We start from the raw sequence: 24,775 nt of genomic DNA on the forward strand, positions 1-24,775 counted from the left end.
TCACTGCCCCGTCCATTGTGGTGGCCGCTTCTGCTGGAACGCGGCCTGGCCTTCCTTGGCGTCCTCGGTCAGCGTGAACAGCGCAATCTGGCTTTCGGTGAAGCTCATGCTCTCTTCAAATGCCATGGCCTCGATCTTCTTCATGGTGTACAGGCCGCGGCGGATGGCGGCGGGCGACTTGTCCAGCAGGCGGTCCAGCAGCCACTGCAGCCTGGCGTCCACGTCGTCGTCCACGTGGTTGACCAGCCCGTAGTCGAGTGCCTGGGCCGAGGTGAGCGCTTCGCCGGTCAGGCACAGCTCGGCCAGCTTGCGCCGCGGGATCAGGTGCTGCAGCACGCTGAGCACCTGCGCGGGGAACACGCCCACCTTCACTTCGGGCAGGCCGAAGATGGCGTGGCGGGCGGCCACCGCCATGTCGCACATGGCCAGCAGGCCCATGCCCCCGGCCATGCAGGCCCCGTTGACCCGCGCCACCAGCGGCACGTTGCTCGCGCGGGCCACGCGCAGCAGCTGTGCAAGGTGGCCATGGGGCTCGGAGTAGTCGGTGGTGAAGGCATTCGCGGCCTGCAGGTCGGCGCCGGCGCAAAAGGCCTTGCTGCCCGCGCCGGTGATCACGATGGCGCGCACCGACCGGTCGGATTGCGCGGTGGTGATGGCCCGGGCCATGCCGGCCAGCACCGCGTGGCTCATGGCGTTGCGCCGCTCCTCGCGCTGGATGGTGAGCCACAGCGTCGGCCCGCGGGCCTCGACGCGCAGCTCCTGGGTCGGGGTGTCTGCATTCATGGGGGTCTCCTTGGCGCCCGGGCCCTGGCCGGCGCGGCCTGTGGGTGCTTTATACCCGGGGGCGCCGGCGCGGGGCTGTCACTGCGGCGCCACGCCCTGCAAGGCGGGTGATTGGCTGACACGCCGGCGCGGGGGCTTGCGGGTACCATGCCAGACTCACCACACTTGCCGCCACGCCCTCCATGGAGGAAACCACACCGCGCACCGAAACACAGGACGCCCAGGGCCGCACGCAGACCCGCGTGCTTGGCGACTGGACGGCCGCCCGGTTCGCGCAGCCCGGTGTGCTGCAGAAGGCGCGCGCCGACCTGCAGCGCAGCGCCGCCGGGGCGGCCTGGGACCTGCAGGGCGCCGGCCAGCTGGACCACGTGGGCGCGCAGGTGCTGTGGAACCACTGGGGCCGCAAGTGGCCCGACGAGATCGAGGCCGCGCCGGGCCAGCGCGCCGTGCTGGAGCGCGTGGCCCAGTTCACGGTGGCGCTGCCGCCCCGCGCGCGGCTCACGCTGCGCGGCCACTACCTGGCCTTTGGGGCCGTCCTGCTGCAGGTGCTGCGCCATGTGCGCGGCTTTGTGCGGCTCATGGGGCAGCTGCTGCTCAACCTGATCCGGCTGGCCCGGGCGCCCCACGACGGCCCCTGGCGCGATGTGTCCAGCCACCTGTATGGCATTGGCGCCACCGCCATGCCGATCACGGCCCTGGTGGGCTTTCTCATCGGCGTGGTGCTGGCGTATCTCACCTCGCAGCAGCTCAAGCAGTTTGGCGCTGACGCCTACATCGTCAACATCCTGGGCGTGTCGCTGATCCGGGAGCTGGGCCCCATGCTCGCGGCCATCCTGATCGCGGGGCGCTCGGGCTCGTCCATCACCGCGCAGATCGGCGTGATGCGCGTGACCGAGGAGCTTGACGCCATGCGGGTCATGGGCATTTCGCACAGCTTCCGGCTGGTCATGCCGCGGGCGCTGGCGCTGGCCGTGGCCATGCCGCTGATCAGCGTCTGGACCACGCTGGCGGCGCTGGCCGGCGGCATGCTCTCGGCCGACCTGTCCATGGGCATCACGCCGCAGTATTTCTTCAACGCCCTGCCGCAGGCCGCCAGCATCAACAACCTGTACCTGGCCAGCGCCAAGTCGGTGGTGTTCGGCATCATGATCGCGCTGGTGGGCTGCCACTACGGGCTGCGCGTCAAGCCCAACACCCAGAGCCTGGGCGAGGGCACCACGGCCTCGGTGGTGACCTCGATCACCGCGGTGATCCTGGTGGACGCGCTGTTTGCCGTGCTGTTCAAGGACGTGGGCGTATGAGCGACGCCGCCAACGTCATCGAGATCCGCGGGCTGTGGACCGAGTTCAGCTCGCCCGAGCGCACCAGCGTGGTCCACAAGGACCTGGACCTGAGCGTGCAGCGCGGCGAGGTGCTGTCGCTGGTGGGCGGCTCGGGCACCGGCAAGACCGTGCTGCTGCGCCAGATCCTGGGGCTGGAGACGCCCTCGCGCGGCACGGTGAGCGTGCTGGGCCATCCGCCCGGCGGCATGGGCGACAAGGGCGCCGCGAGCCGCGTGGGCATGCTGTTCCAGCACGGCGCGCTGTTCTCGGCCTTCAGCGTGCTCGACAACATCGCGTTTCCGCTGCGCGAACTGCAGACCCTGCCGCCCGACCTGATCCGTGACGCGGCGCTGGTCAAGCTGCAGATGGTGGGGCTGGGCCCCGAGCATGCCGACAAGATGCCCAGCGACCTGTCGGGCGGCATGATCAAGCGCGTGGCGCTGGCGCGGGCGCTGGTCATGGACCCGCCGCTGCTGCTGCTGGACGAACCCACCTCGGGGCTGGACCCGGAAAGCTCTGACGGCTTTGTCACGCTGCTGCGCTCGCTGCACCGCGACCTGGGCCTGACCGTGGTCATGGTCACGCACGACCTGGACACCCTGTTTGAGCTGAGCACGCGCATCGCGGTGCTGGCCGACCAGCGCGTGATCGTGAATGCCCCGCCGCGCGAGGTGATTGCCTTCCCCCATCCCTTCATTCACCATTTTTTCCTGGGCGAGCGGGGCCAGCGCGCCATGGAATTGCTGCGCGAATACCCGTTCGCCGTGTAGAAAGAGAGGAACGCTCATGGAAAACAAGGCCCACGCCCTCGCCGCCGGCATCTTCGTGCTGGTGGCCAGCGCCCTGCTGGCGGCCCTGGCTGTCTGGCTCACCAGCGACAAGGGCACCTACGACCTCTACGAGATTTCCACCCGCGAAACCGTCACGGGGCTGCAGGCCCAGGCGCCCGTGCGCTACCGCGGGGTGGACGTGGGCAAGGTCGCCAGCATCGGCTTCGACCCGCAGACCCCCGGCAACGTGCTGATGCGCCTGCAGGTGGCGCGCGAGGCGCCCATGAACCAGTCCACCTTTGCCACGCTGAGCTTCCAGGGGGTGACGGGGCTGGCCTTCGTGCAGCTGGATGACAAGGGCCAGCCCGGCGCGCCGCTGGTGCCCAATGACGAGCAGCCGCCGCGCATCCCGCTCAAGCCCGGCCTGCTCAGCGAACTGGCCGAAAAGAGCAAATCCATTCTTGAGAAAGTCGAGCAGGCGACCACGCGGCTCAGCGACGTGCTGGCGCCCGACAACCAGAAGCGCCTGGCCACGGCGCTGGAGAACACCGGCCGCGCCGCCGACAGCGTGGCCGCCCTGTCCAGCCGGATGCAGGGGGTGCTGGACGCGCAGCTCGGCCCGCAGCGCGTGGATATCCCGCTGCTGGTCAAGGACGTGTCGGCCACCATGAAGTCGCTGCAGGCCACCTCCCAGAGTGCCGGCGTCGCGCTGGACGAGGTCACGCGCACGGCCCGCCGCCTCAACGAAAAGGATGGCCCGATCGACCGGCTCGCCGAAGGCACCGAGGCGCTGTCGGCGGCGGCCGACTCGTTCAACGCCGCCACGCTGCCGCGCATCAACCAGGTGACCGACGACACCGCGCGCGCCGCGCGGCGCCTGAGCCGCACCGTCAATGCCATCAATGACAACCCGCAATCGCTGATCTTTGGCAACGGGGCGGCCGTTCCTGGCCCCGGCGAGCCCGGATTCAACGCCCCTGGAGTGGCCCGATGAACAAGCAATTGACTATGAAATTCATAGCACACTGTGGCCGCCAGTCCTGGACTCCAGCCCTGTTGGGCCTGATTTTTGGGGGCGCGGCCCTGTTGTCGGCCTGCGCCGGGCCTGACCGGCCCACGCGGGCCACGCTCTACGACTTCGGCCCGGGCGTGACCGCGCCCCAGCCCGCGACCCGCATCGCGCCGCTGCCCCCGGTGGCGCTGGGCGACATCGAGGCCGGCGGCGCGCTCGACGGCACCGCCATGCTCTACCGGCTGGCCTACGCCGACGCCAACGAGCTGCGCCCCTATGCCCAGGCCCGCTGGAGCGCGCCACCCGCGCAGCTGGTGCGCCAGCGCCTGCGCGAGCTGCTGGGCCAGCGCCGGCCCGTGCTCAATGTGGGCGAGGGCGCGGCCATCACCCGCAGCGGCGGCCAGGCCCCGCTGGTGCTGCGGCTGGAGCTGGAGGAGTTCAGCCAGGTGTTCGAGTCGCCGGCCGTAAGCCAGGGCGTGATCCGCCTGCGCGCCACGGCCGCCGAAAACACCCCGTCGGGCGAGAAGCTGCTGGCCCAGCGCAGCGTGGTGGTTCGCCGGCCCGCGCCCAGCGCCGATGCGCCGGGTGGCGTCCAGGCCCTGACGGCGGCCACCGAGGCCGCGGCGCAGGAGATCGCCCAATGGCTGCAGCAACTGCGCTGAACCCCGGGCTGGCGCCCGGCGGCCGCTGTGGCAACCTGTCGCAGCGCCCGGACCTGCTTGCGCAGTCGGCGTTGCTGCAGGACTTCAGCCCGGCCGAGGCCGATGTGCTGGGCGCCGCCATGGCCCTGGTGCGGGCCTGCCCCGGCCAGGTGCTGATTGCCGAGGGCACGGTGGACGACTGGATGATGCTGCTGCTGTCCGGCACGGTGGATGTGACCAAGCGCCGCGTGGCGGTCCCGGGCGAGCCCGCCGCCGCGGGTGGGGCCGGGCCGGACCAGGGCGGCGACCCCCGGGGCGCGGCGCGGCTGGCCGTGCTGCGCCCGGGCGCCGTGATCGGCGAGATGTCCATGCTCGACGGCGAGCCGCGCTACGCCACCTGCGTGGCGATTGACGAGGTCGAGGCCGCCGTGCTCACGCGCGAGGCCGTGGCGCGGCTGATTGGCGAACACCCCGCGGTGGGCGCCAAGCTGCTGGTCAAGATCACCCAGCTGCTGGCGCAGCGGCTGCGCAACACCAGCAATCAGCTGATCAAGTCGATTCAGAACAGGGGCGCGGGCAACTTGACCACGTAGAGCATGTTGCTGTCGACCTGGCCGCCCGACAGCTTCTTCTGCTTCACGCCACCGGTGTTGTCGGGCGCGATCGCGAAGTCGTCGTCGTTGATGATGGCCAGGCGGTTGGCGTCGATCACCCACAGGCCTTCCATCTTGTCGTGCGGGTAACTCTGCGAGGCCACGGCGTCGTACACCAGCGTCTTGGTCACGGGCTGCATGCCGGCCGCGGCCAGCTGGTCCCAGCCCGCGGCAAAGTTGCCCGCCGTGCCACCGTCCTTGATGGTCTGCTCCAGGGTCTTGCCGGCCAGCAGCAGGCCGTTGCCCGTGCTGGAGCTCAGGCTCGCGTTGCCGGCCAGCAGCGCGCTGTTGGACTTGTCCACGTTGGTGGCCTTGGCCAGGTCGATCCTGTAGATGTTCTTGCGCACCGTGCCCGCGGTGATGCCGAAGAAGCCGGTGTCACGCTCCACCACCAGGAAGCTGGTCGCGCCCAGCGCCACGATCTCGGAGTTGGCCAGGCCAGCGGCGTCCTGGCGGTACAGGTACTGCGCGGTGGCGCCGGTCTCGAGGTTGATGGTGACGATGCGCGCGAGGTTGATGCTGCCGATGGCGCTGCTCGGGTTGTACAGGTTGGACTGCATGATGCCCACCAGCGTCTTGCCGTCGGGCGTGATGGCCAGGCCTTCCATGCCGCGGTTGGGCCAGCGCGTGGCCAGCTCGGCGGGCAGCGTGCGGCCGGCCTTGTTGCGGGGGTCGGCGGCGAACGGGTTGATGCGCTCGATCTCCTTGCCCGTGGCGTCGAAATGCACGATGTGCGGGCCGTATTCGTCGCTGACCCAGAAGCTGCCGTCCTGCATGGCCGCCAGGCCTTCGGAGTCCAGGCCGCTTTCGTCGTAGCCCTTGATGCCGTCACCGTCCGGGTCCAGCAGCACCACGCTGCCGTCCAGGTTGTAGGGCGTCTCGCCGGTGGCGCCAAAGTTCTTGTTGGGCAGGCCCGTGATGGGGCGGCCCTTGGGGTCCTTGAGCAGGAGGGTGCTGACCAGTTCGGCCTTGCCCTGGCTGGTGAGCCTGAACAGGCCAATGCGCGGGGTGTATTCGGGCATGAGAAAAATGATGCCCGAGGGCGTCACGCCCGCGGCCGTGGCCGCGTTCGGGCCCCGGTCGGTCATGGCGTAGAAGTAGCCCGGCTGCGTGGGGTGGCCCGCCATGGCCGAGCCAAAGCCGCCATTGCGGATCTCGGTGCCCTCGGCGTTGGCCACCTTCTGCATCACGGCGTAGGGCAGGCTGGTGCCGCCCTCGCCGGGGTACTGGAAATCATCGCCACCACCACAGGCGGCCAGGCCCAGGCCGAGCACAAGGGTGGACAGAACAGAGCGGGCAGGGAGTTTCATGGGGTTGCGCAAGAGGGAGTCAAGGACAGCCCGCGAGCGTATGAACTTCGCATGACAGGGCCGTGACATCCGCGGCGCTGGCCCCCGGACGCGGCGCGGCCCAACTCAGCGGAGCAGCGCGGGAAACAGCTTGGTCAGCCCGTCGGCCATCACTTCCACGGCCAGCGCGGCCAGGATCAGGCCCATGAGCCGGGTCATGACATTGATGCCGGTCTTGCCCAGCACCCGGGCAATCGGGTTGGCCAGCGAGAAGCACAGCGCCGTGGCCAGGCCGATCACCACGCCATAGCCCACCAGGGTGCCGAGCTGGATGAAGGTGCGGGCCTTCTCGGCATAGATCACCACGGTGGACATGGTGGCCGGGCCGGTAAGCAGCGGAATGGTCAGCGGCACCACGGCAATGCTGGCGCCGCGCGCGGCCTTCTCGGCGCCTTCTTCCATCTCGTTGGTCTGGGGCTTGGCCTCGGCCGGCTGGGCGTTGAGCATGTTGAGCGCGCTCATGAGCAGCAGCATGCCGCCGCCCACCTGGAAGCTCGCCAGCGAGATGCCGAAGAACTCGAGGATCTTCAGGCCCAGCAGCGCGCTGGTGGCAATCACCACAAAGGCGCTGAAGGCCGCGGTGCGGATGGTCTTGCGCCGCTGGGCCCGGTCAAAGCCCTCGGTGTAGTGGATGAAGAACGGCACGATGGCCAGCGGGTTGACGATGGCCAGCAGCGTGATCAGGGGCTTGAAATCCATCAGGCGCCCTGTTCGGTGGGGGCTTCCCCGGGGTGGCGGCGCCCGACCATGATGTAGTTCTCCACCTCAAGCACCTTGGCGCCCTCCTGGTTGAACAGCTCGTAGGTGGCGTGGACCATGCCCACGTCCAGGCGCCGGCGCAGGGGCCGCGAGTCGAGCACGGTGAAGCGCAGCGACAGCGTGTCGCCCGGGTAGACCGGCTTGAGCCACTTGATGCTTTCGGTGCCGGGCGACCCCATGTAGGCGCAGTACCTGAACAGGTTGTCCACCAGCAGCCGCATGGCCACGCTGCAGGTGAACCAGCCGCTGGCGCACAGGCCGCCGAAGATCGACGCCTGCCCGGCCTGTTCGTCCACGTGGAAGGGCTGCGGGTCGAACTGCTGGGCAAAGGCGATCATGGCCTCGGCCGTGGTGGTGACGCTGCCCAGGTCGCGCACGGTGCCGGGCAGCAGGTCTTCCCAGTAGATGTCGGGGGTTCGGGCCATCAGCGTCCTCCGGAAACGTCCAGCAATGACATGGTGGTGTAGCTGGCCCCGGGCGAGAGCAGCCAGGCAATGGCCTGGGCCACCTCGTCGGCCGTGCCGCCGCGCTGCATCGGCACCTGGTGGGCCAGGTCACGCACGCGGTCGGGCAGGCCGCCCGAGGCGTGGATGTCGGTCTCGATCAGGCCCGGGCGCACCGCGTTGACGCGGATGCCCTCGGCCGCCACCTCCTTGGCCAGGCCCAGCGTGAAGGCGTCGATCGCGCCCTTGGCCGCCGCGTAGTCCACGTACTGGCCCGGTGAGCCCAGGCGCGAGGCCGCGCTGGACACGTTGACGATGGCGCCGCCCGCGCCGCCGTGGCGCGTGCTCATGCGGCGCACGGCTTCGCGCGCGCACAGCATCGAGCCGATCACATTGATGTCGAACATGCGGCGCAGCCGCTGCAGGCTCATCTCGTCCACGCGCTGGCTGACGTCGACCACGCCGGCGTTGTTGACCAGTGCGGTGAGCCGGCCGAGCGTCGCGTCCACCTGCGCGAACATGGCCAGCACCTGGGCCTCGTCGGCCACATCGGCCTGCACCGTGATGGCCGTGCCGCCGGCGCCCGTGATCTGCGCGGCCACGGCCTGGGCCGCGGCCGCGTTGGCGGTGTAGTTGACGGCCACCGCGTAGCCCTCGCGGGCCGCCAGCAGGGCCGTGGCCGCGCCAATGCCCCGGCTTGCGCCGGTGACCAGAATCACCTTGCTGTGGCTGTGCGACAAAACCCGCCTCCTGCAGAAATTGAACCGGTAAGTTACAACCTGCATTACAGCATCAGAAGAAACTGCTGCCATCCACCCGTTTGAGGAGACCTGCTTGAGCCGCTCTGTCGACTATTACTTTGCCCCGCAAAGCCCCTGGACCTACCTGGGCCACGAACGCTTCGTGGCCATCGCCCGCGCCGCCGGCGCCACCGTGCGGGTGCTGCCCGCGGACCTGGGCGCGGTGTTCGCCGTGTCGGGTGGGTTGCCCCTGTCCAAGCGGCCGCCGCAGCGCCAGGCCTACCGCCTGGTGGAGCTGCGCCGCTTTTCGCAGCACCTGGGCATCCCCATGAACATCGAGCCGAAGTTCTTCCCCGTGGCGGGGGACCCGGCCGCCAGGCTGATCATTGCCGTGGGGATGCACGATGGCGAAGAGGCCGCGCTGCGCATCAGCGGCGCGGTGTTCCGCGCGGTCTGGGCCGAGCAGCGCAACATTGCCGATGCCGCCCTGCTGGGCGAACTGCTGGCCGAAAACGGCCTGCCCGCCGAGCGCCTGGCGCAGTCGCAGGGGCCCGAGGTGCAGGCCCGCTACGGCGCCAACACCCAGGCCGCCATTGACCTGGGGCTGTTTGGTGCGCCAAGCTACGTCATCGATGGCGAAATCTTCTGGGGCCAGGACCGGCTCGATTTCGTCGAACGCCAACTCAACCACTGATGGAGACCGCCATGGGCACTTTCATTGAACTCAAGTCCGCCGACGGCACGGCTTTCCCGGCCTACGTGGCCCAGCCCGAGGGCGCGCCCAGGGGCGGCGTGGTCGTGCTGCAGGAAATCTTCGGCGTCAATCCCCACATCCGCTCGGTGGCCGACGGCTATGCCGCCGCCGGTTACCTGGCCGTGGCGCCCGCCACCTTTCACCGCATCAAGCCCGGGGTGGACCTGGGCTACACGCCCGACGACATGGCGGCCGGCTCGGCGCTGAAGGCCGCGGTCGAGGCCCTGCCCGCGCCCGGCGTGATGCAGGACATCCAGGCCGCGATCCGGCACGCGGCCGGCGCCGGCAAGGTGGGCATCGTGGGCTACTGCTACGGCGGCCTGCTGACCTGGCGCGCGGCCTGCCAGCTCGAGGGCCTGTCGGCGGCGGCACCCTACTATGGCGGCGGCATGACCACGGGCGCCGACCTCACGCGCCAGCCCAAGGTGCCCGTCATGGCGCACTTTGCCGACCAGGACAGCTACATCCCGCTGGACAGCATCAAGGCCTTCGAGCAGGCCCACCCCGAGGTGGAAGTGCACCTGTACAGCGGCCACCACGGCTTCAACTGCGACCAGCGCGGCTCGTACAGCGCCGGCCCGGCGGCCACCGCGCGCGAACGCACCCTGGATTTCTTCCGCAAGCACCTGGGCTGAGGCCGGCATGGGCGCGCAGGCGGTGGGGGCGGCGACTTTCAAGCCTTTCAGGGCTGTAGTCCAGGCGGGGCGGCCACTGGCCGCTATTGTTTTGGTAGCAATTGGCCTGCTGGCGGCCAGCGCCGCCGCAGCGGCCGACTACAGCGGCCCGCTGTTCGATGCGCACCTGCACTACAACCAGGAAGCCTGGAACGGCCGCGCCGGCCCGCATCCGCCGGCCGACGTGCTGGCGCGCATGCAGCGCAACGGCGTGAAAGCCATCGTGGCCAACAGCCGGCCCAACGACGGCACCAAGGCGCTGGCCGAATCGCCGCTCACGCGCGCGGCCGGGGTGACGGTGGTGCCCTTCATCCGGCTGTACCGCAACCGCGCCGATTACGACAACTGGTACCGCGACGAGTCCATCCACGAGATGGTGCAGGCCGAGTACGCGCGCGGCACCGCCGCGGGGCCGTTCAAGGGCATCGGCGAATTCCACCTGTACGACAGCGGCAATGCCAACGGCCCCGTGGCAAAGAAGCTCATGGCCTTTGCCGAAGACAAGGGCCTGGCCGTGCTCGCCCATGTGGACGACACCGCCATCGACCTGCTCATGGCCCACACGCCCAGCCGGGGCCAGAAGCTGCGCCTCATCTGGGCCCACACCGGCATCGGTGGCACGCCCGCGCCGCGGGTGGACGCGCTGCTTGCCAGATACCCGCTGCTCATGGGTGAGCTGTCGTACCGCCCCGGCCTGACCTGCGCCGGCGGCACGCTGTGCCCCGAGTGGCGCGCGCTGCTGCTCAAGTACCCGGGGCGCTTCATGATCGGCTCCGACACCTGGGTCAACCAGCGCTGGGAGGCCTACGACGAGCTCATGAAGGGCTACCGCGCGTGGCTGGGCGATCTGCCGGCCGACGTGGCCCGCCAGATCGCCTGGGACAACGGGGCCGGGCTGTTCGGGCTGAAGTAGCATCCCCGCCATGCTCCAGCTCCATTACTACCCCAGCACCGCGGCGATGGTGCCGCACATCCTGCTGGAAGAACTGGCCGTGCCCTTTGCCCCTGTGCTGGTGGACCGCGAGGTCAACGCCCACAAGACGCCGGCCTACCTCGCCATGAACCCCAACGGCCTGATCCCGGTGCTGACCGACGGCGATCTGGTGCTGTACGAGACGGCGGCCATCGTTCTGCACCTGTGCGACACGCACCCGCAGGCCGCGCTGGCGCCGCCACTGGGCAGCGTGGGGCGCGCGCATTTCTACAAGTGGCTGATGTGGCTGACCAACACGCTGCAGGCCGCGCTGATCGTCTACTTCTACCCCGAGCGCTGGGTGGACGCGGGCGACGCCGTCGCGGCGCGCAGCCTGCAAGGCCATGCGGCGCGCAAGGTGGGCGGCATGCTGGACCAGCTCGACGCCGAGCTGGCCCGCCATGGCCAGCCCTGGTTTGGCGGCGCGGCCTACAGCGCGCTGGATGCCTATGTGTTCACGCTGTGTCGCTGGACGCGCCATTTCGCGGCCCATCCGGCGCGCGAGCGGCCGCACCTGGGGCCCTACCTGCAGCGGGTGCTGGCACGGCCCGCGGTGCAGCGGGTGCTGGCGCGCGAAGAACTCACCCCGCCGTTCGTCTGACAGGGCGCAAGGCCCCCACGCTTGCCACTGCGTGTGCTGCGCTGCCCCCCGAGGGGGCTCCAGCCGCCTCGGGGCGGCCCGGCGGCGTCTGACGGCTCAGTCCTCGCGCCACTTCAGCTCAAGAAACGCCAGCAGCGCCCTGAGCGCGGCGCTGTTGTGCCGCCGCTGGGTGTAGGCCGCGTACAGCCACACATCCCGCGGCGAGTAGGCCGCCAGCGTGGCCACCAGCGCGCCGCTTTGCAGGTGCTGCTCCACCATCAGGCGCGGCAGGCAGACGGCGCCCAGGCCCTGCAGCGCCAGGCCCACCAGCGGCCCCGCGTCGGTGGCATCCATGCGGCTGCGCACCGGCACGGCCTGGGCCACGCCATCGATCTCGAAGCGCCATTCGGGCTGGCTGCCCAGCAGCGAGTAGGTCAGGGCATCGTGGTCGGCCAGGTCGTCGGGGTGGGCCGGCAGGCCGCGCTGCTCCCAGTAGCCCGGCGTGGCGCAGACCAGGAACTCGATGCGCTTGAGCTTGCGCACGATCAGGCTGGAATCGGTGATGCGGCCCACGCGCAGCGCAATGTCGATGGCCTCGTCCACCATGTCGACCACCCGGTTGTTCAGGTCCAGGCTGATGCGCACCTCGGGGTACTGGATCATGAACTCGCCCAGCAGCTGCGGCAGGTCAAACTGCGCGAGCCCGTAGGGCGCGGTGAGCCGCACCCGCCCGCTGGGCAGCCTGGCGCGGTGCTGCAGTTCGAGCCGCGTGAGCTCGATCATCTCCACCAGCGGGGTGCTGCGCTCCAGCAGCAGGGTGCCGGCATCGGTCAGGCTCACGGTGCGCGTGGTGCGGTTGAGCAGGCGCACGCCCAGCCGGGTTTCCAGCTCGGCCACGTACTTGCTCACATTGGCCTTGGACACGTCCAGCGTCTTGGCGGCCATGGAAAAACTGCCGCGGTTGGCGACTTCACGAAAGGTACGGATCAGTTCGAGGGTGTCCATTGTTTCCGGCGGCGAAACGCACTGGTTCGGTTTTGGCCTGTTTAAGAACGCAACTTGATGCGCATCTGCTTCTCACAGGAATGCAGTGTTTGCAGACCTGAAAGAGAAGAGAACTTCAGACGCGATGCCGGCCTTGAGACCGGCACCCTCCGCCCGAGGTTCCTTTCAGATAGCGACTGTTTTAACTTTTGAAAGAGAACCATCATGAACGCATCCAAATTCCTCGCCGTGGCCGCCCTGTCCACCCTCGCCGCCTTCGGCTCCGTGGCCCAGGCCGACGAAGCCGACGCTTCGCAGTTTGCCGTGCAATTCAACGGCACGCGCACCCGCGCTGAAGTCCAGGCCGAAGCCGCCGTCGTGGCCCGCACCCATGGCACCGAGCCGGCCGGTTCGCGCGTTGCCGCGCCCCTGAACTCGTCGGTGGACCGCGCCACGGTGCGCGCGCAAGCCGCCGAGGCCGTGCGCCTGGGCCAGATCTCCTACGGCGAAGCCTCCGTCCTGTAAGCCACGCGCCTGGCCCGCCACGAGCGGGCCTGATATGCCAGCCCGGTCCCGCAAGGGATCGGGCTTTGCCGTGTCCGGACTTGGCCAAGGCAACCGAGAACCAAGGCTGTATGCTGTCGATTTTGACCCTGAGATTGTTTGTCGGGCAGGTGGGTTAGTAGGACTGTTAGGCCCCGCCGGACTCTCCATGCTCGAAACGGGCGCCTCTGGCAGAAGCTAGTGCCGTCACGATGCTCTCCGCGTAGTTGCCGCTTAACGGATACTTGTCATCTCGCTCGTGGGGAACCGACCTGAGAGTGAAAGCGCCATAGTCCTCTGAGACCAACCAGATCTCATCTCGGCACCTGCGACCTTCACCAAACTCCCAGCCCGACGTTCCGCTGTGATCGAACTCTTCGCGACCGAACAAGGTGACGTCGTAGCTGTTCCTCTCATTCTCGATCCAGGGATTGCCTGTAATTAGGAGTACGTTCTTCCCTGATGCAAAAGCAAGGAGATTGCACTTCTTCGCTTCTTCGTCGGAAGCTGGTTTGCCCTTGATCTCAATCCAGACGTTCCAGTCCTCAACCCAGAAGTCTGGCAAGTACCAAGTACCGCTCAGGTCATAGCCTTCCGTCTCATACGACCACTTCGCATTCAAGGCGTCGAGGAACACTGCCCAACGTGCTTCGAGGCGCGATCGAAAGCGATAACCTTTGTAGAGCGTTTGAATTGGCTGCATGCGTTTTTGGCTCTGTGTAATGAAACTTGACCCCTATTTTGGAGTCCCACGCCAAGTGAAATGCGCAGTCCCAATGGACTTGATTAAACCAGCACCACACGGCTCATTGTCGTCAGCCAGATCAACTACGCAAGGTTATTCGCTACCCATCCTAGCGCTCGGTGCGGGCCAGGTAGCGCTTGCGCCAGAACACCACCAGCAGGGCCACGGCGATCAGCACCATCGAGGCCATGGCCCACCAGAAGCCGCCCTCGACGTGGATCAGCGGGATGAACTCGAAATTCATGCCGAAGATGCCGGCGATCAGGTTCAGCGGCAGGAAGATGGCCGTGAGCGCGGTCAGCGTGCGCATGATGTCATTGGTGCGGTTGCTCTGCGCGCTGAAGTGGATCTGCACCACGGTCTCGGCCGACTGCTCGAGCCGGCGCGCGTGGTGCACCACGCGCTCGATGTGCTCGATCACGTCGCGCGCGCGCGCCACCAGCTGGTCCTGGGCGTTCTGCGCCAGCCGCGCGTCGGCAGAAAAGGACGACAGCGGCTGCTCGCGCAGGCTGTCCAGCCATTCCTGCATGGCGTCGTGCTGCTCGTCGCACAGGTCTTCCAGCACGTGCAGCTGGCTGCGCGCCGACATCAGCGCGCCCCAGTTGTCAAAGCGGGTGTTGGGCTTGAGCAGCTCGGCCTGCCAGTGTTCGAGCTGGCGCGTGAGTTCCTTGCGCAGGTCCAGGTAGCTGTCCACCATGGCGTTGATCATGCGCAGCACCAGATCGGCCGGGTGGGTGGGCAGGCGGCTGCGCGACGAGACCGCGTCCACGCTGAACTTGGCGTCGGCCAGGAAGCGCTCCACGAAGCTGCGCGCGGCGTAGCAGCCGCGCGGGTGCACGCTGATCAGCAGCCGGTCGAACACGGCAAAGCCCACGGCGCGCGAGCTGATGCGGCTGAACGCGGGCATGCCGCCGCGCCGGGCCCTGGGCTTGCGCGGCGCGCTGCCCTGGCCGTGGTAGGCCTCGATGGCGGCCTCGTGCTCGGCTTCGGCCTGGGTTTCGCTCTGGGTGGCCAGGCGCCGGAAGATCACCAGGTCGTAGACCGAGGTGTAGTCGTAGTGCGAGGGGTGCGCCGGGCTGGCCAGGTCCTGGCCGTGCAGGTCCAGCAGTGTCGAGCCGCCCAGTTGCTGGGCGGCCTGCTGCAGCTGGGCCCGGGCTGATTCAAATTCGTCGCGCTCCAGGAAGACCCAGACAAAGCCGTCGCCGGGCGGCTCGGCCGGAATGCTGTCCACAAAACGCAGGCTGTCGGCGGTGAATTCGATGATTTGCACGTGGCCCCCGGGTTTTATGGGTCAAACAGGCCTGTAGTCCTTGACTGGCGGCCACTCCATGCTATTTGTTTTGTAGCAGTTTGGCGGCCGCGAGCGCGAAATAGGTCAGCACGCCATCGGCGCCGGCGCGCTTGAAGGCCAGCAGGCTTTCCATCATGACGGCGTCATGGTCGAGCCAGCCGTTCTGCGCGGCAGCCTTGAGCATGGCGTATTCACCGCTGACCTGGTAGGCAAAGGTGGGCACGCGGAACTCGTCCTTCACGCGTCGCACCACGTCCAGGTAGGGCATGCCGGGCTTGACCATCACCATGTCGGCGCCCTCGGCAATGTCCATGGCGACCTCGCGCAGCGCCTCGTCGCTGTTGCCCGGGTCCATCTGGTAGACCTTCTTGTTGCTTTTGCCCAGGTTGGCGGCCGAGCCCACGGCGTCGCGGAACGGGCCGTAGAAGGCGCTCGCGTACTTGGCGCTGTAGGCCATGATGCGGGTGTGAATCGCGCCGCGCGACTCGAGCGCGGCGCGGATCGCGCCAATCCGCCCGTCCATCATGTCGCTGGGGGCCACGATGTCCACGCCGGCCCCGGCCTGCGTCAGGGCCTGCTGCACCAGCACGGCCACGGTGTCGTCGTTGAGGATGTAGCCGGTGTCGTCCAGCAGGCCGTCCTGGCCGTGGCTGGTGAAGGGGTCGAGCGCCACGTCGGTCATCACGCCGAGCGAGGGGAACCGCTGCTTGAGCTCGCGCACCACGCGCGGCACCAGGCCGTCGGGGTTCAGCGCTTCCTTGCCGTCGGGCGTCTTGAGCGCCGGGTCGATCACCGGGAACAGCGCCATCACCGGAACGCCCAGCTCCACGCACTGTTCGGCCACCGGCAGCAGCAGGTCCAGGCTGAGCCGCTGCACGCCGGGCATCGAGGTCACCGCCTCGCGGCGGTCCTGGCCGTCCAGCACAAAGACGGGGTAGATCAGGTCATGCGGGGTCAACGCGTTCTCGCGCACCAGGTTGCGGGTGAATTCGTCGCGGCGCAGGCGGCGCGGCCGGCCGATCGGGTAGGGGGCGTGAAGCGTCATGGCGAAAATTGTGCCTGATCCCTCCGCGGGCTGTGGCGGTGGGGCGTCGCCAGGTTGAAATCCGGGCCCCAAAACCGCGACCTAATGCGCCTTCTGTCCAGGTAAATGCCGCTGTGCCCTTGAAACCGACCGGCCGGTTTGTTAAATTAGGGGTGGGTGGCTTGCCACTCCCCGCTTTTCCTCCCTGAGCGGGTGCCTTAATGTGTGACAGCAAAAAGGCTTCCCACCCCAGCCTTGTGCTGGGGTTTTTTTTGCCCGGCCCACTACACTGCGGGCATGCTCTGGGTCAAATCACTCCACATCGTCTTTGTCGCCAGCTGGTTCGCGGGGCTGTTCTACCTGCCGCGCATCTTTGTCAACCTGGCCCTGGTGCCGCCCGAGTCGATTGCCGAGCGCGAGCGGCTGCTGCTCATGGCGCGCAAGCTGTTTCGTTTCACCACGCTGCTGGCCTTTCCGGCGCTGGGCTTTGGCCTGTGGCTGTGGCTGGGCTACGGCATTGGCCGCGGGCCGGGCAATGGCTGGCTGCACGCCAAGCTGGCGGTGGTCCTGCTGGTCATCGGCTACCACCACGGCTGCGGCGTGATGTTGCGCAAGCTGCAGGCTGGCGAGAGCCGGCGCAGCCACCGCTGGTACCGTTGGTTCAACGAGATCCCGGTGCTGCTGCTGCTGCTCGCGGTGGTGCTGGTGGTCGTCAAGCCCTTCTGACGTGGGCCATGAGTGCCACCCACAAGACCTCGGCCTGGCCGCTGGCGCTGAGTTACGTGGCGCTGATCGTCTACGCCAGCCTGTACCCGTTTGATGGCTGGCGCGACCAGGGCATCGCGCCCTGGGCCTTTCTGCCCGCGCCCCTGCCCAAATACTGGACGGGCTTTGACGTGGCTGCCAATCTGGCCGGCTATGGCCCGCTGGGGGTGTTGCTGGCGCTGAGCGCCATGCGCCGCGGCGGCTGGACCGGCGTGCGCGCGGTCACGCTGGCCACGCTGGCGGCCGCGGCGCTGTCGCTGTCGATGGAAATGCTGCAAAGCTACCTGCCGTCGCGGGTGGCGTCCAATGTGGACCTGGCCCTCAACATCCTGGGCGCCTGGCTGGGCGCGGTGCTGGCCTGGGCGCTGGAAAAACTGGGCGTCATCGCGCGCTGGAGCCGCTTTCGCGAGCGCTGGTTCGTGCAGGATGCGCGCGGCGCGCTGGTGCTGCTCGCGCTGTGGCCCGTGGCCCTGCTGTTCCCGGCTGCAGTGCCCTTCGGCCTGGGGCAGGTGCTGGAGCGGCTGGAGTTTGGCCTCACCGAGTGGCTGGCCGACACGCCGTTCCTGGAGTGGCTGCCGGTGCGTGACGTGGAACTTCAACCCCTGGTGCCCGGCGTGGAACTGCTGTGCGTGCTACTGGGCGCGCTGATTCCCGTCCTGCTGGGCTACTGCGTGATCCGGCCCGCGGCCCGGCGCCTGCTGTTCATGCTGGCCGTGATCCTGGTGGGCACCGGCGCCACGGCCCTGTCGGCTGCGCTGAGCTGGGGGCCGTCCCACGCCTGGGCCTGGCTGGGCGTGGCCGAGCGGGCCGGGCTGGTCGCCGGCATGGTGGTGGGGCTGCTGCTGCTGCCGCTGCCGCGGCGCGGCAGCGCGGCCCTGCTGCTGCTGGCGCTGGTGGTCCACCTGAGCCTGCTGAACCAGGCCCCGGCCAGTGCCTACTTTGCGCAGACCCTGCAGACCTGGGAGCAGGGCCGCTTTATCCGTTTCAACGGCCTGGCCCAGTGGCTGGGCTGGCTCTGGCCTTATGCGGCCCTGGTGTATGTGCTGGTGCGGGTGTCGCGCAGCGAGGCCAAAACTAGAATGGGTGCATGAGTGCCGACCCGTCCTACTACCAACGCCACATCTTCTTCTGCCTGAACGAGCGGAAAAACGGCGAAGACTGCTGTGCCCACCACCAGGCCCAGGCGGCCTTTGACCGCTGCAAGGCGCAGGTGCGCGCCCTGGGCCTGTCCGGGCCCGGCCAGGTGCGGGTGAACAAGGCGGGCTGCCTTGACCGCTGCGCGGCCGGCCCGGTCGCCGTGGTCTACCCCGAGGCGGTCTGGTACACCTATGTGGACGAGCACGACATCGACGAAATCGTCACGTCGCACCTGCAGAAGGGCGAGGTGGTCGAACGCCTGCTCACGCCGCCGCACCTGGGGCGCTGACGCCGTGAACGCGCAGACCGAGCGTTTCAGCCTCGCCGGGCCCGCGGGCGCCATCGAGGCGCTGCGCGACTCGCCCGCTGCCGGGGCCACCGTGCGCGGCACCGCGGTCATTGCCCATCCACACCCGCTGTTTGGCGGCACCATGGACAACAAGGTGGTGCAGACGCTGGCGCGCGCCTTTGTCCAGTGTGGCTGGGTCGCGCTGCGCTTCAACTTCAGGGGCGTGGGCGCCAGCGCCGGCACGCACGACGAGGGCCGGGGTGAGGTGGACGACCTGCTGGCCGTGGTCCATGGCGCCGCCGCCAGCGGGCCGCTGGCGCTCGCGGGCTTCTCCTTCGGCGCCTTTGTCACCTGTGGCGCGCTCGCGCGCCTGCTGCCCGACCGGGAGGTCGCGAGCCTGGTGCTGGTGGGCACCGCGGCCTCGCGCTTCAGCGTGCCGGCCTTGCCGTCGCAGGTGCTGGAGCGCGCTCTGGTCGTGCATGGCGAGACCGACGACACCGTGCCGCTGGCCGCCGTGATGGACTGGGCCCGGCCACAGTCACTGCCTGTTACCGTGGTTCCTGGTGGCGGGCACTTCTTTCACGGACAATTGCCGCTTCTGAAAAATCTGGTGGTTCGCCACCTCTGTTCCTGATTCCCCCCTCATGACCCTGACACGCACACTGCAGGCGCTGGCCGCGCCATTCCTGGCGCTGGCTTGCAGCCTCGCCTCCGCCCAGATGCCACAACCCCCCGAGATCGCCGCGCGCAGTTACCTGCTGCTCGACGTCACGGCCAACCAGGTGCTGGCGGCCAAGGAGATTGACACGCCGGTCGAGCCCGCGTCGCTGACCAAGCTCATGACGCAGTACCTCGTGTTTGGCGCGCTCAAGTCCAAGAAGATCGACCTGCAGCAGACCCTGTCCGTGAGCGTGCGGGCCTGGAAGATGCCCGGATCGCGCATGTTCATCGACCCGAAGATGCAGGTGCCGGTGGACGACCTGATCAAGGGCATGATCGTGCAGTCCGGCAATGACGCCACCGTGGCGCTGGCCGAGGGCGTGGGCGGCAGCGTCGAGCGTTTCGTGCAGCTCATGAACGAGCAGGCGCTGGCGCTGGGCATGAAGGCCACCACGTACAAGAACCCCGAAGGCCTGACCGAGCCGGGGCACACCACCACGGCGCGCGACCTGAGCATCCTGGCCACGCGGCTGATGCACGACTTTCCCGAGTACCTGCATTACTACTCGATCCGCAAATACCGCTACCCCGGCACGCCGGCGGCCAACGACACCAACCGCAACCTGCTGCTGTTCCGCGACCCCTCGGTCGATGGCCTGAAGACCGGGCACACCGACGCCGCCGGCTACTGCCTGATCGCCACGGCCAGGCGCGACTTCCCGAACCTCGCGCCCGCCGGCGCGGCCGGCGCAATGGGGGGTGGGCGCCGCCTGCTGTCGGTGGTGCTGGGCACCGCGAGCGAGAACGCTCGCGCCAACGAGTCGCAGAAGCTCCTGAACTGGGGTTACACCGCGTTCGAGGCGGTCAAGCTGTTTGACGCCAACCAGCCCGTGGTGACGCCCGATGTGTGGAAGGGCGCCCAGAGCACGCTCAAGATCGGGCTGCCACAGGCCATAGTGGTGGCAGTGCCGGCAGGCACGGCCGGCAAGATCAAGACCCAGGTGGCGCGGCCCGATCCGCTGGTGGCGCCGTTCGTGCGCGGGCAGACCGTGGCCACGCTGAAGGTGCTGGCCAATGACCAGCCGCTGCTGGACGTGCCGCTGGTGGCCCTGGAGTCGGTGGACCAGGCGGGCTTGCTGGGCCGCGCCTGGGACGGGATCCGGCTCTGGATCAAATAAAAGTGTGATTACCCACTAACTTTCAAAGCGTCCCCATTGCGGGATTTCCCTTGGGAAGCTATACTGGAAAGCTTTTCCGCTTTTGGGGCGGGAAATTTGTGTGCCCCGCGCATCGCGGGGATTTGTTTTCAGACGTTTAGGGACGTTTTATCAATGCCAACCATTAACCAGCTCGTGCGCCAGGGTCGGGAGGTCGAAAAGATCAACTCGAAAAGCCCGGCCATGGAAAACTCGCCGCAGCGCCGCGGCGTGTGTACCCGTGTGTACACCACCACCCCGAAGAAGCCCAACTCGGCGCTTCGCAAGGTGGCCAAGGTCCGCCTGACCAACGGCTTCGAAGTCATTTCCTACATCGGCGGCGAAGGCCACAACCTGCAGGAGCACTCCGTGGTGCTGGTGCGCGGTGGCCGTGTCAAGGACTTGCCCGGTGTGCGTTACCACATCGTGCGCGGTTCGCTGGACCTGCAGGGCGTGAAAGACCGCAAGCAGTCCCGCTCCAAGTACGGCGCCAAGCGCCCGAAGAAAGCGTAATTTTCCTGTCGTCAATTGGTGCTTGAATTGCCCTGGCAGGCAAATCAGGCGTAGTGACCCGCTGTTGGGTCGAGTAAGTGAGGGTCCTGAATGGCTCTCGCGGTACCTGCAAGGGTGCCAACTGAAGCAAAGAGGTGAAAAATGCCACGTCGTCGCGAAGTCCCTAAACGTGAAATCCTGCCGGATCCCAAGTTCGGCAATGTCGAGCTCTCCAAGTTCATGAACGTGATCATGGAAGGCGGCAAGAAGGCGGTTGCCGAGCGCATCATTTACGGTGCGCTCGACTTCATCGAGAAGAAGAACCCCGGCAAGGACCCGCTGGAAGCGTTCGTGATCGCCATCAACAACGTCAAGCCCATGGTCGAGGTCAAGTCCCGCCGGGTTGGCGGCGCGAACTACCAGGTGCCCGTCGAAGTGCGCCCCGTGCGCCGTCTGGCCCTGTCGATGCGCTGGATCAAGGAAGCCGCCCGCAAACGCGGCGAGAAGTCCATGGCCCTGCGCCTGGCCAACGAACTGATGGAAGCCACGGAAGGCCGTGGCGGTGCCATGAAGAAGCGTGACGAAGTGCACCGCATGGCCGAAGCCAACAAGGCATTCAGCCACTTCCGCTTCTAAGAACCGTCCCCATATGGAAAACGGGCCCGCCACGAGCGGGCCTGTCCCCTTTTCAACGAAAGATCATCATGGCTCGCAAAACGCCCATTGAGCGCTATCGCAACATCGGTATCTCGGCCCACATTGACGCCGGCAAGACCACCACGACCGAGCGCATTCTTTTCTACACCGGCGTGAACCACAAGATTGGTGAAGTGCACGACGGCGCGGCCACCATGGACTGGATGGAGCAGGAGCAGGAGCGTGGCATCACGATCACTTCCGCTGCGACCACCTGCTTCTGGAAGGGCATGGACATGTCCTTCCCCGAGCACCGCATCAACATCATCGACACCCCCGGCCACGTGGACTTCACCATCGAGGTGGAGCGTTCCATGCGCGTGCTGGACGGCGCCTGCATGGTGTACTGCGCCGTGGGTGGCGTGCAGCCCCAGTCGGAAACCGTCTGGCGCCAGGCCAACAAGTACAAGGTGCCGCGCCTGGCCTTCGTGAACAAGATGGACCGCACCGGCGCCAATTTCTTCAAGGTCGTGGACCAGATGAAGCTGCGCCTGAAGGCCAACCCCGTGCCCATCGTGATCCCGATCGGCGCCGAGGAAAACTTCAAGGGCGTGGTTGACCTGCGCAAGATGAAGGCCATCATCTGGGACGAAGCGTCCCAGGGCATGAAGTTCACCTTCGAGGAGATTCCCGCCGACCTGCTGGAAACCGCCAAGGAATGGCGCGAGAAGATGGTCGAGGCGGCTGCCGAGGCCTCCGAAGAGCTGATGAACAAGTACCTGGAAGAAGGTGACCTGTCGGAAGACGAGATCACCCAGGGCCTGCGCACGCGTGCCATCGCCTGCGAGATCCAGCCCATGCTCTGCGGTACCGCGTTCAAGAACAAGGGTGTGCAGCGCATGCTGGACGCCGTGATCGAACTCATGCCTTCGCCGCTGGATGTGCCTCCGGTCCCCGGCTTCGACGAAGACGAGAAGGAAACGACCCGCAAGGCTGACGACAACGAGAAGTTCTCGGCGCTGGCCTTCAAGCTGATGACCGACCCGTTCGTGGGCCAGCTCACGTTCGTGCGCGTTTACTCGGGCGTGCTGTCCAAGGGCGACACGGTCTACAACCCGGTGCGCGGCAAGAAGGAGCGCATTGGCCGCATCGTGCAGATGCACGCCAACAACCGCCTGGAAGTCGACGAAATCCGCGCTGGCGACATCGCTGCCTGCGTGGGCCTGAAGGACGTGACCACGGGCGAAACCCTGTGCGATCCGACCGCCATCGTGACGCTGGAGCGCATGGTGTTCCCCGAGCCCGTGATCCGCCAGGCCGTGGAACCCAAGACCAAGGCCGACCAGGAAAAGATGGGCATCGCGCTGTCGCGCCTGGCCAATGAAGACCCGTCGTTCCGCGTCAATACCGACGAGGAATCGGGCCAGACCATCATTGGCGGCATGGGCGAGCTCCACCTTGAAATCATCGTGGACCGCATGAAGCGCGAGTTCGGCGTGGAAGCCAACGTGGGCAAGCCCCAGGTGGCTTACCGCGAAACCATCCGCAAGACCGTGGAAGACGCTGAAGGCAAGTTCGTGCGCCAGTCGGGCGGCAAGGGCCAGTACGGCCACGTGGTGCTCAAGATCGAGCCGAACGAGCCGGGCAAGGGCATCGAGTTTGTTGACGCCATCAAGGGCGGCGTGGTGCCGCGCGAATTCATTCCCGCGGTGGAAAAGGGCATCAACGAAGCCGTCACGCAGGGCGTGCTGGCCGGTTACCCGGTGGTGGACGTCAAGGTGACGCTGCATTTCGGCTCGTACCACGATGTGGACTCGAACGAACTCGCGTTCAAGATGGCTGCCATTTTCGGCTTCAAGGAAGGCGCCAAGAAGGCCGGCCCGGTCATTCTCGAACCCATGATGTCGGTCGAGGTGGAGACGCCCGAGGACTACGCCGGCAACGTGATGGGCGACCTGTCGTCGCGTCGCGGTATGGTGCAGGGCATGGACGACATGGTCGGTGGCGGCAAGGCCATCAAGGCCGAAGTGCCGCTGTCCGAGATGTTCGGCTACTCGACCACACTGCGCTCGATGTCGCAGGGCCGCGCCACCTACACGATGGAGTTCAAGCACTACGCTGAAGCTCCCCGCAACGTGGCTGAGGCCATCGTCGCGGCTCGCGCGAAGTAAGGTCCGCCCCGGGGGCGCTCTGCGCTTTCCCCTCAGGGGGGGCATCACCAGCAGTCCGGCCAAGGCCGTTCTGCGGTGATTGCCGGAAAAGAGTTCTGTCTTCGGCGCCCCTCTTTGGGGTTGGCCCGCTGCCCGTGGCGAGGCCTCTGCCGGAGACGTTAAACAGTCACGGGAATTGCTCTTTGGAGAAATTGAAATGGCAAAAGGAAAATTTGAGCGCACCAAGCCGCACGTGAACGTGGGCACCATTGGTCACGTGGACCATGGCAAGACCACGCTGACGGCGGCCATCACCACGGTGCTGGCCAGCAAGTTTGGTGGCGAAGCCAAGGGTTACGACCAGATTGACGCGGCTCCCGAAGAAAAGGCGCGCGGCATCACCATCAACACCGCCCACGTCGAGTACGAAACCGCTTCGCGCCACTACGCCCACGTGGACTGCCCCGGCCACGCCGACTACGTCAAGAACATGATCACCGGCGCCGCCCAGATGGACGGCGCCATCCTGGTGTGCTCGGCCGCTGACGGCCCCATGCCCCAGACCCGCGAGCACATCCTGCTGGCCCGCCAGGTCGGCGTGCCCCACATCATCGTCTTCCTGAACAAGTGCGACATGGTCGACGACGCCGAACTGCTCGAACTCGTTGAAATGGAAGTGCGCGAGCTGCTCTCCAAGTACGACTTCCCCGGCGACGACACCCCCATCATCCACGGCAGCGCCAAGCTCGCCATGGAAGGCGACAAGGGTGACCTGGGCGAAGGCGCCATCATGAAGCTGGCCGACGCCATGGACAGCTACTTCCCCACGCCCGAGCGCGCCATCGACGGCGCCTTCCTGATGCCCGTGGAAGACGTCTTCTCCATCTCTGGGCGCGGCACCGTCGTGACCGGCCGCGTCGAGCGCGGCATCGTCAAGGTCGGCGAGGAAATCGAAATCGTGGGCATCACCCCCACCGTCAAGACCACCTGCACCGGCGTGGAAATGTTCCGCAAGCTGCTGGACCAGGGCCAGGCCGGCGACAACGTCGGTATCCTGCTGCGCGGCACCAAGCGCGAGGAAGTGCAGCGCGGCCAGGTGCTGTGCAAGCCCGGCTCGATCAAGCCCCACACGCACTTCACCGCTGAAGTCTATGTGCTGAGCAAGGACGAGGGCGGGCGTCACACGCCGTTCTTCAACAACTACCGTCCGCAGTTCTACTTCCGCACCACCGACGTGACCGGTGCGATCGAGCTGCCCAAGGACAAGGAAATGGTCATGCCTGGCGACAACGTCAGCATCACCGTCAAGCTGATCAACCCGATCGCCATGCAGGAAGGCCTGCGCTTCGCCATTCGCGAAGGCGGCAAGACCGTCGGCTCCGGCGTCGTGGCCAAGATTCTGGAGTAAGC

General features: G+C 67.3%; 28 protein-coding genes. 19 read left to right on the top strand and 9 right to left on the bottom strand.

All coding sequences use genetic code 11. The annotated features are described in order from the left end of the window. On the bottom strand, positions 1 to 783 hold the full coding sequence (locus KF796_04030; protein MBX3585790.1) for an enoyl-CoA hydratase/isomerase family protein: 783 nt from the start codon (positions 781 to 783) through the stop codon (positions 1 to 3). Between the two features lie 182 nt (positions 784 to 965). Between KF796_04030 and KF796_04035 the strand changes: the two genes are divergently transcribed. Genes KF796_04035 through KF796_04055 form a run of 5 tightly spaced genes read left to right on the top strand, consistent with a single transcriptional unit; the run spans position 966 to position 5,121 of the window. Next, positions 966 to 2,084: an ABC transporter permease gene (locus KF796_04035; protein MBX3585791.1), complete on the top strand. Its 1,119-nt coding sequence runs from the start codon at positions 966 to 968 to the stop codon at positions 2,082 to 2,084. Next, positions 2,081 to 2,875 (top strand): ATP-binding cassette domain-containing protein, encoded by a 795-nt coding sequence (locus KF796_04040; protein MBX3585792.1) that lies wholly within the window; start codon positions 2,081 to 2,083, stop codon positions 2,873 to 2,875. The genes KF796_04035 and KF796_04040 overlap by 4 nt, the downstream gene beginning before the upstream one ends. Positions 2,876 to 2,891: 16 nt before the next feature. Next, entirely contained in the window at positions 2,892 to 3,869 is a 978-nt protein-coding gene (locus KF796_04045) for an MCE family protein (protein MBX3585793.1), read from the top strand. 14 nt (positions 3,870 to 3,883) lie between these two features. Further along, positions 3,884 to 4,549, top strand: a complete 666-nt coding sequence (locus KF796_04050; protein MBX3585794.1) for a membrane integrity-associated transporter subunit PqiC — start codon at positions 3,884 to 3,886, stop codon at positions 4,547 to 4,549. After that, entirely contained in the window at positions 4,528 to 5,121 is a 594-nt protein-coding gene (locus KF796_04055; protein ID MBX3585795.1) for a cyclic nucleotide-binding domain-containing protein, read from the top strand. The genes KF796_04050 and KF796_04055 overlap by 22 nt, the downstream gene beginning before the upstream one ends. Here KF796_04055 and KF796_04060 read toward each other — a convergent pair. The 4 genes from KF796_04060 to KF796_04075 form a co-directional block, all read right to left on the bottom strand. Beyond that, on the bottom strand, positions 5,088 to 6,491 hold the full coding sequence (locus tag KF796_04060; protein MBX3585796.1) for an esterase-like activity of phytase family protein: 1,404 nt from the start codon (positions 6,489 to 6,491) through the stop codon (positions 5,088 to 5,090). The two genes, KF796_04055 and KF796_04060, sit on opposite strands and share 34 nt — an antisense overlap. 105 nt (positions 6,492 to 6,596) lie before the next feature. After that, complete coding sequence (locus KF796_04065) at positions 6,597 to 7,229, bottom strand: NAAT family transporter (protein MBX3585797.1); 633 nt, start codon at positions 7,227 to 7,229, stop codon at positions 6,597 to 6,599. Continuing rightward, on the bottom strand, positions 7,229 to 7,714 hold the full coding sequence (locus tag KF796_04070; protein MBX3585798.1) for a MaoC family dehydratase: 486 nt from the start codon (positions 7,712 to 7,714) through the stop codon (positions 7,229 to 7,231). Before KF796_04070 ends, KF796_04065 begins: the two co-directional genes overlap by 1 nt. Continuing rightward, entirely contained in the window at positions 7,714 to 8,517 is an 804-nt protein-coding gene (locus KF796_04075; GenBank protein MBX3585799.1) for an SDR family oxidoreductase, read from the bottom strand. Before KF796_04075 ends, KF796_04070 begins: the two co-directional genes overlap by 1 nt. A gap of 49 nt (positions 8,518 to 8,566) precedes the next feature. Here KF796_04075 and KF796_04080 point away from each other — a divergent pair, with 49 nt between their 5' ends. The 4 genes from KF796_04080 to KF796_04095 all read left to right on the top strand — a co-directional run bounded on the left by KF796_04080 (position 8,567) and on the right by KF796_04095 (position 11,474). After that, entirely contained in the window at positions 8,567 to 9,166 is a 600-nt protein-coding gene (locus KF796_04080; GenBank protein ID MBX3585800.1) for a 2-hydroxychromene-2-carboxylate isomerase, read from the top strand. Positions 9,167 to 9,177: 11 nt separating this feature from the next. Further along, positions 9,178 to 9,861 carry a dienelactone hydrolase family protein gene (locus KF796_04085; GenBank protein ID MBX3585801.1) on the top strand — a complete coding sequence of 228 codons (684 nt, stop codon included), beginning with the start codon at positions 9,178 to 9,180 and terminating at the stop codon, positions 9,859 to 9,861. A 100-nt stretch (positions 9,862 to 9,961) separates the two neighbouring features. Continuing rightward, entirely contained in the window at positions 9,962 to 10,813 is an 852-nt protein-coding gene (locus tag KF796_04090; protein MBX3585802.1) for an amidohydrolase, read from the top strand. A gap of 10 nt (positions 10,814 to 10,823) precedes the next feature. Further along, on the top strand, positions 10,824 to 11,474 hold the full coding sequence (locus tag KF796_04095) for a glutathione S-transferase family protein (protein ID MBX3585803.1): 651 nt from the start codon (positions 10,824 to 10,826) through the stop codon (positions 11,472 to 11,474). 96 nt (positions 11,475 to 11,570) lie between these two features. Here the strand turns inward: KF796_04095 and KF796_04100 are convergent, their stop codons facing one another. Further along, positions 11,571 to 12,458: a LysR family transcriptional regulator gene (locus KF796_04100; GenBank protein MBX3585804.1), complete on the bottom strand. Its 888-nt coding sequence runs from the start codon at positions 12,456 to 12,458 to the stop codon at positions 11,571 to 11,573. 204 nt (positions 12,459 to 12,662) lie between these two features. On the opposite strand from KF796_04100, the gene KF796_04105 reads away from it, so the two are divergent. Then, complete coding sequence (locus KF796_04105) at positions 12,663 to 12,962, top strand: DUF4148 domain-containing protein (protein ID MBX3585805.1); 300 nt, start codon at positions 12,663 to 12,665, stop codon at positions 12,960 to 12,962. A 166-nt stretch (positions 12,963 to 13,128) separates the two neighbouring features. Here the strand turns inward: KF796_04105 and KF796_04110 are convergent, their stop codons facing one another. The 3 genes from KF796_04110 to hemB all read right to left on the bottom strand — a co-directional run bounded on the left by KF796_04110 (position 13,129) and on the right by hemB (position 16,061). Next, positions 13,129 to 13,683 carry a hypothetical protein gene (locus KF796_04110; GenBank protein MBX3585806.1) on the bottom strand — a complete coding sequence of 185 codons (555 nt, stop codon included), beginning with the start codon at positions 13,681 to 13,683 and terminating at the stop codon, positions 13,129 to 13,131. 151 nt (positions 13,684 to 13,834) lie between these two features. Continuing rightward, positions 13,835 to 14,995: a magnesium transporter CorA family protein gene (locus tag KF796_04115; GenBank protein ID MBX3585807.1), complete on the bottom strand. Its 1,161-nt coding sequence runs from the start codon at positions 14,993 to 14,995 to the stop codon at positions 13,835 to 13,837. Positions 14,996 to 15,056: 61 nt separating this feature from the next. Further along, positions 15,057 to 16,061, bottom strand: coding sequence for a porphobilinogen synthase (gene hemB, locus KF796_04120; protein MBX3585808.1), 1,005 nt, complete (start codon positions 16,059 to 16,061; stop codon positions 15,057 to 15,059). Positions 16,062 to 16,337: 276 nt separating this feature from the next. On the opposite strand from hemB, the gene KF796_04125 reads away from it, so the two are divergent. The 9 genes from KF796_04125 to tuf all read left to right on the top strand — a co-directional run bounded on the left by KF796_04125 (position 16,338) and on the right by tuf (position 24,773). Next, positions 16,338 to 16,766, top strand: a complete 429-nt coding sequence (locus KF796_04125) for a CopD family protein (GenBank protein ID MBX3585809.1) — start codon at positions 16,338 to 16,340, stop codon at positions 16,764 to 16,766. An 8-nt stretch (positions 16,767 to 16,774) separates the two neighbouring features. Continuing rightward, positions 16,775 to 17,896, top strand: a complete 1,122-nt coding sequence (locus KF796_04130; protein ID MBX3585810.1) for a VanZ family protein — start codon at positions 16,775 to 16,777, stop codon at positions 17,894 to 17,896. Continuing rightward, the gene (locus KF796_04135) at positions 17,893 to 18,231 is read left to right on the top strand and encodes a (2Fe-2S) ferredoxin domain-containing protein (protein ID MBX3585811.1); all 339 of its coding nucleotides are present in this window, start codon (positions 17,893 to 17,895) and stop codon (positions 18,229 to 18,231) included. The genes KF796_04130 and KF796_04135 overlap by 4 nt, the downstream gene beginning before the upstream one ends. A 4-nt stretch (positions 18,232 to 18,235) precedes the next feature. Then, on the top strand, positions 18,236 to 18,865 hold the full coding sequence (locus KF796_04140) for an alpha/beta hydrolase (GenBank protein ID MBX3585812.1): 630 nt from the start codon (positions 18,236 to 18,238) through the stop codon (positions 18,863 to 18,865). A 10-nt stretch (positions 18,866 to 18,875) separates the two neighbouring features. After that, the gene (locus KF796_04145) at positions 18,876 to 20,069 is read left to right on the top strand and encodes a D-alanyl-D-alanine carboxypeptidase (GenBank protein ID MBX3585813.1); all 1,194 of its coding nucleotides are present in this window, start codon (positions 18,876 to 18,878) and stop codon (positions 20,067 to 20,069) included. 153 nt (positions 20,070 to 20,222) lie between these two features. Next, the gene (rpsL, locus tag KF796_04150; protein MBX3585814.1) at positions 20,223 to 20,600 is read left to right on the top strand and encodes a 30S ribosomal protein S12; all 378 of its coding nucleotides are present in this window, start codon (positions 20,223 to 20,225) and stop codon (positions 20,598 to 20,600) included. A 141-nt stretch (positions 20,601 to 20,741) separates the two neighbouring features. Beyond that, positions 20,742 to 21,215 (top strand): 30S ribosomal protein S7, encoded by a 474-nt coding sequence (rpsG, locus tag KF796_04155; GenBank protein ID MBX3585815.1) that lies wholly within the window; start codon positions 20,742 to 20,744, stop codon positions 21,213 to 21,215. A gap of 68 nt (positions 21,216 to 21,283) precedes the next feature. Continuing rightward, the gene (fusA, locus tag KF796_04160; GenBank protein ID MBX3585816.1) at positions 21,284 to 23,386 is read left to right on the top strand and encodes an elongation factor G; all 2,103 of its coding nucleotides are present in this window, start codon (positions 21,284 to 21,286) and stop codon (positions 23,384 to 23,386) included. A gap of 196 nt (positions 23,387 to 23,582) precedes the next feature. Beyond that, entirely contained in the window at positions 23,583 to 24,773 is a 1,191-nt protein-coding gene (gene tuf / locus KF796_04165; GenBank protein MBX3585817.1) for an elongation factor Tu, read from the top strand. Positions 24,774 to 24,775 lie beyond the last annotated feature (2 nt).

Origin of the sequence: Ramlibacter sp. (assembly GCA_019635435.1) — a bacterium.
Taxonomy (GTDB): Bacteria; Pseudomonadota; Gammaproteobacteria; order Burkholderiales; family Burkholderiaceae_C; genus JAHBZM01.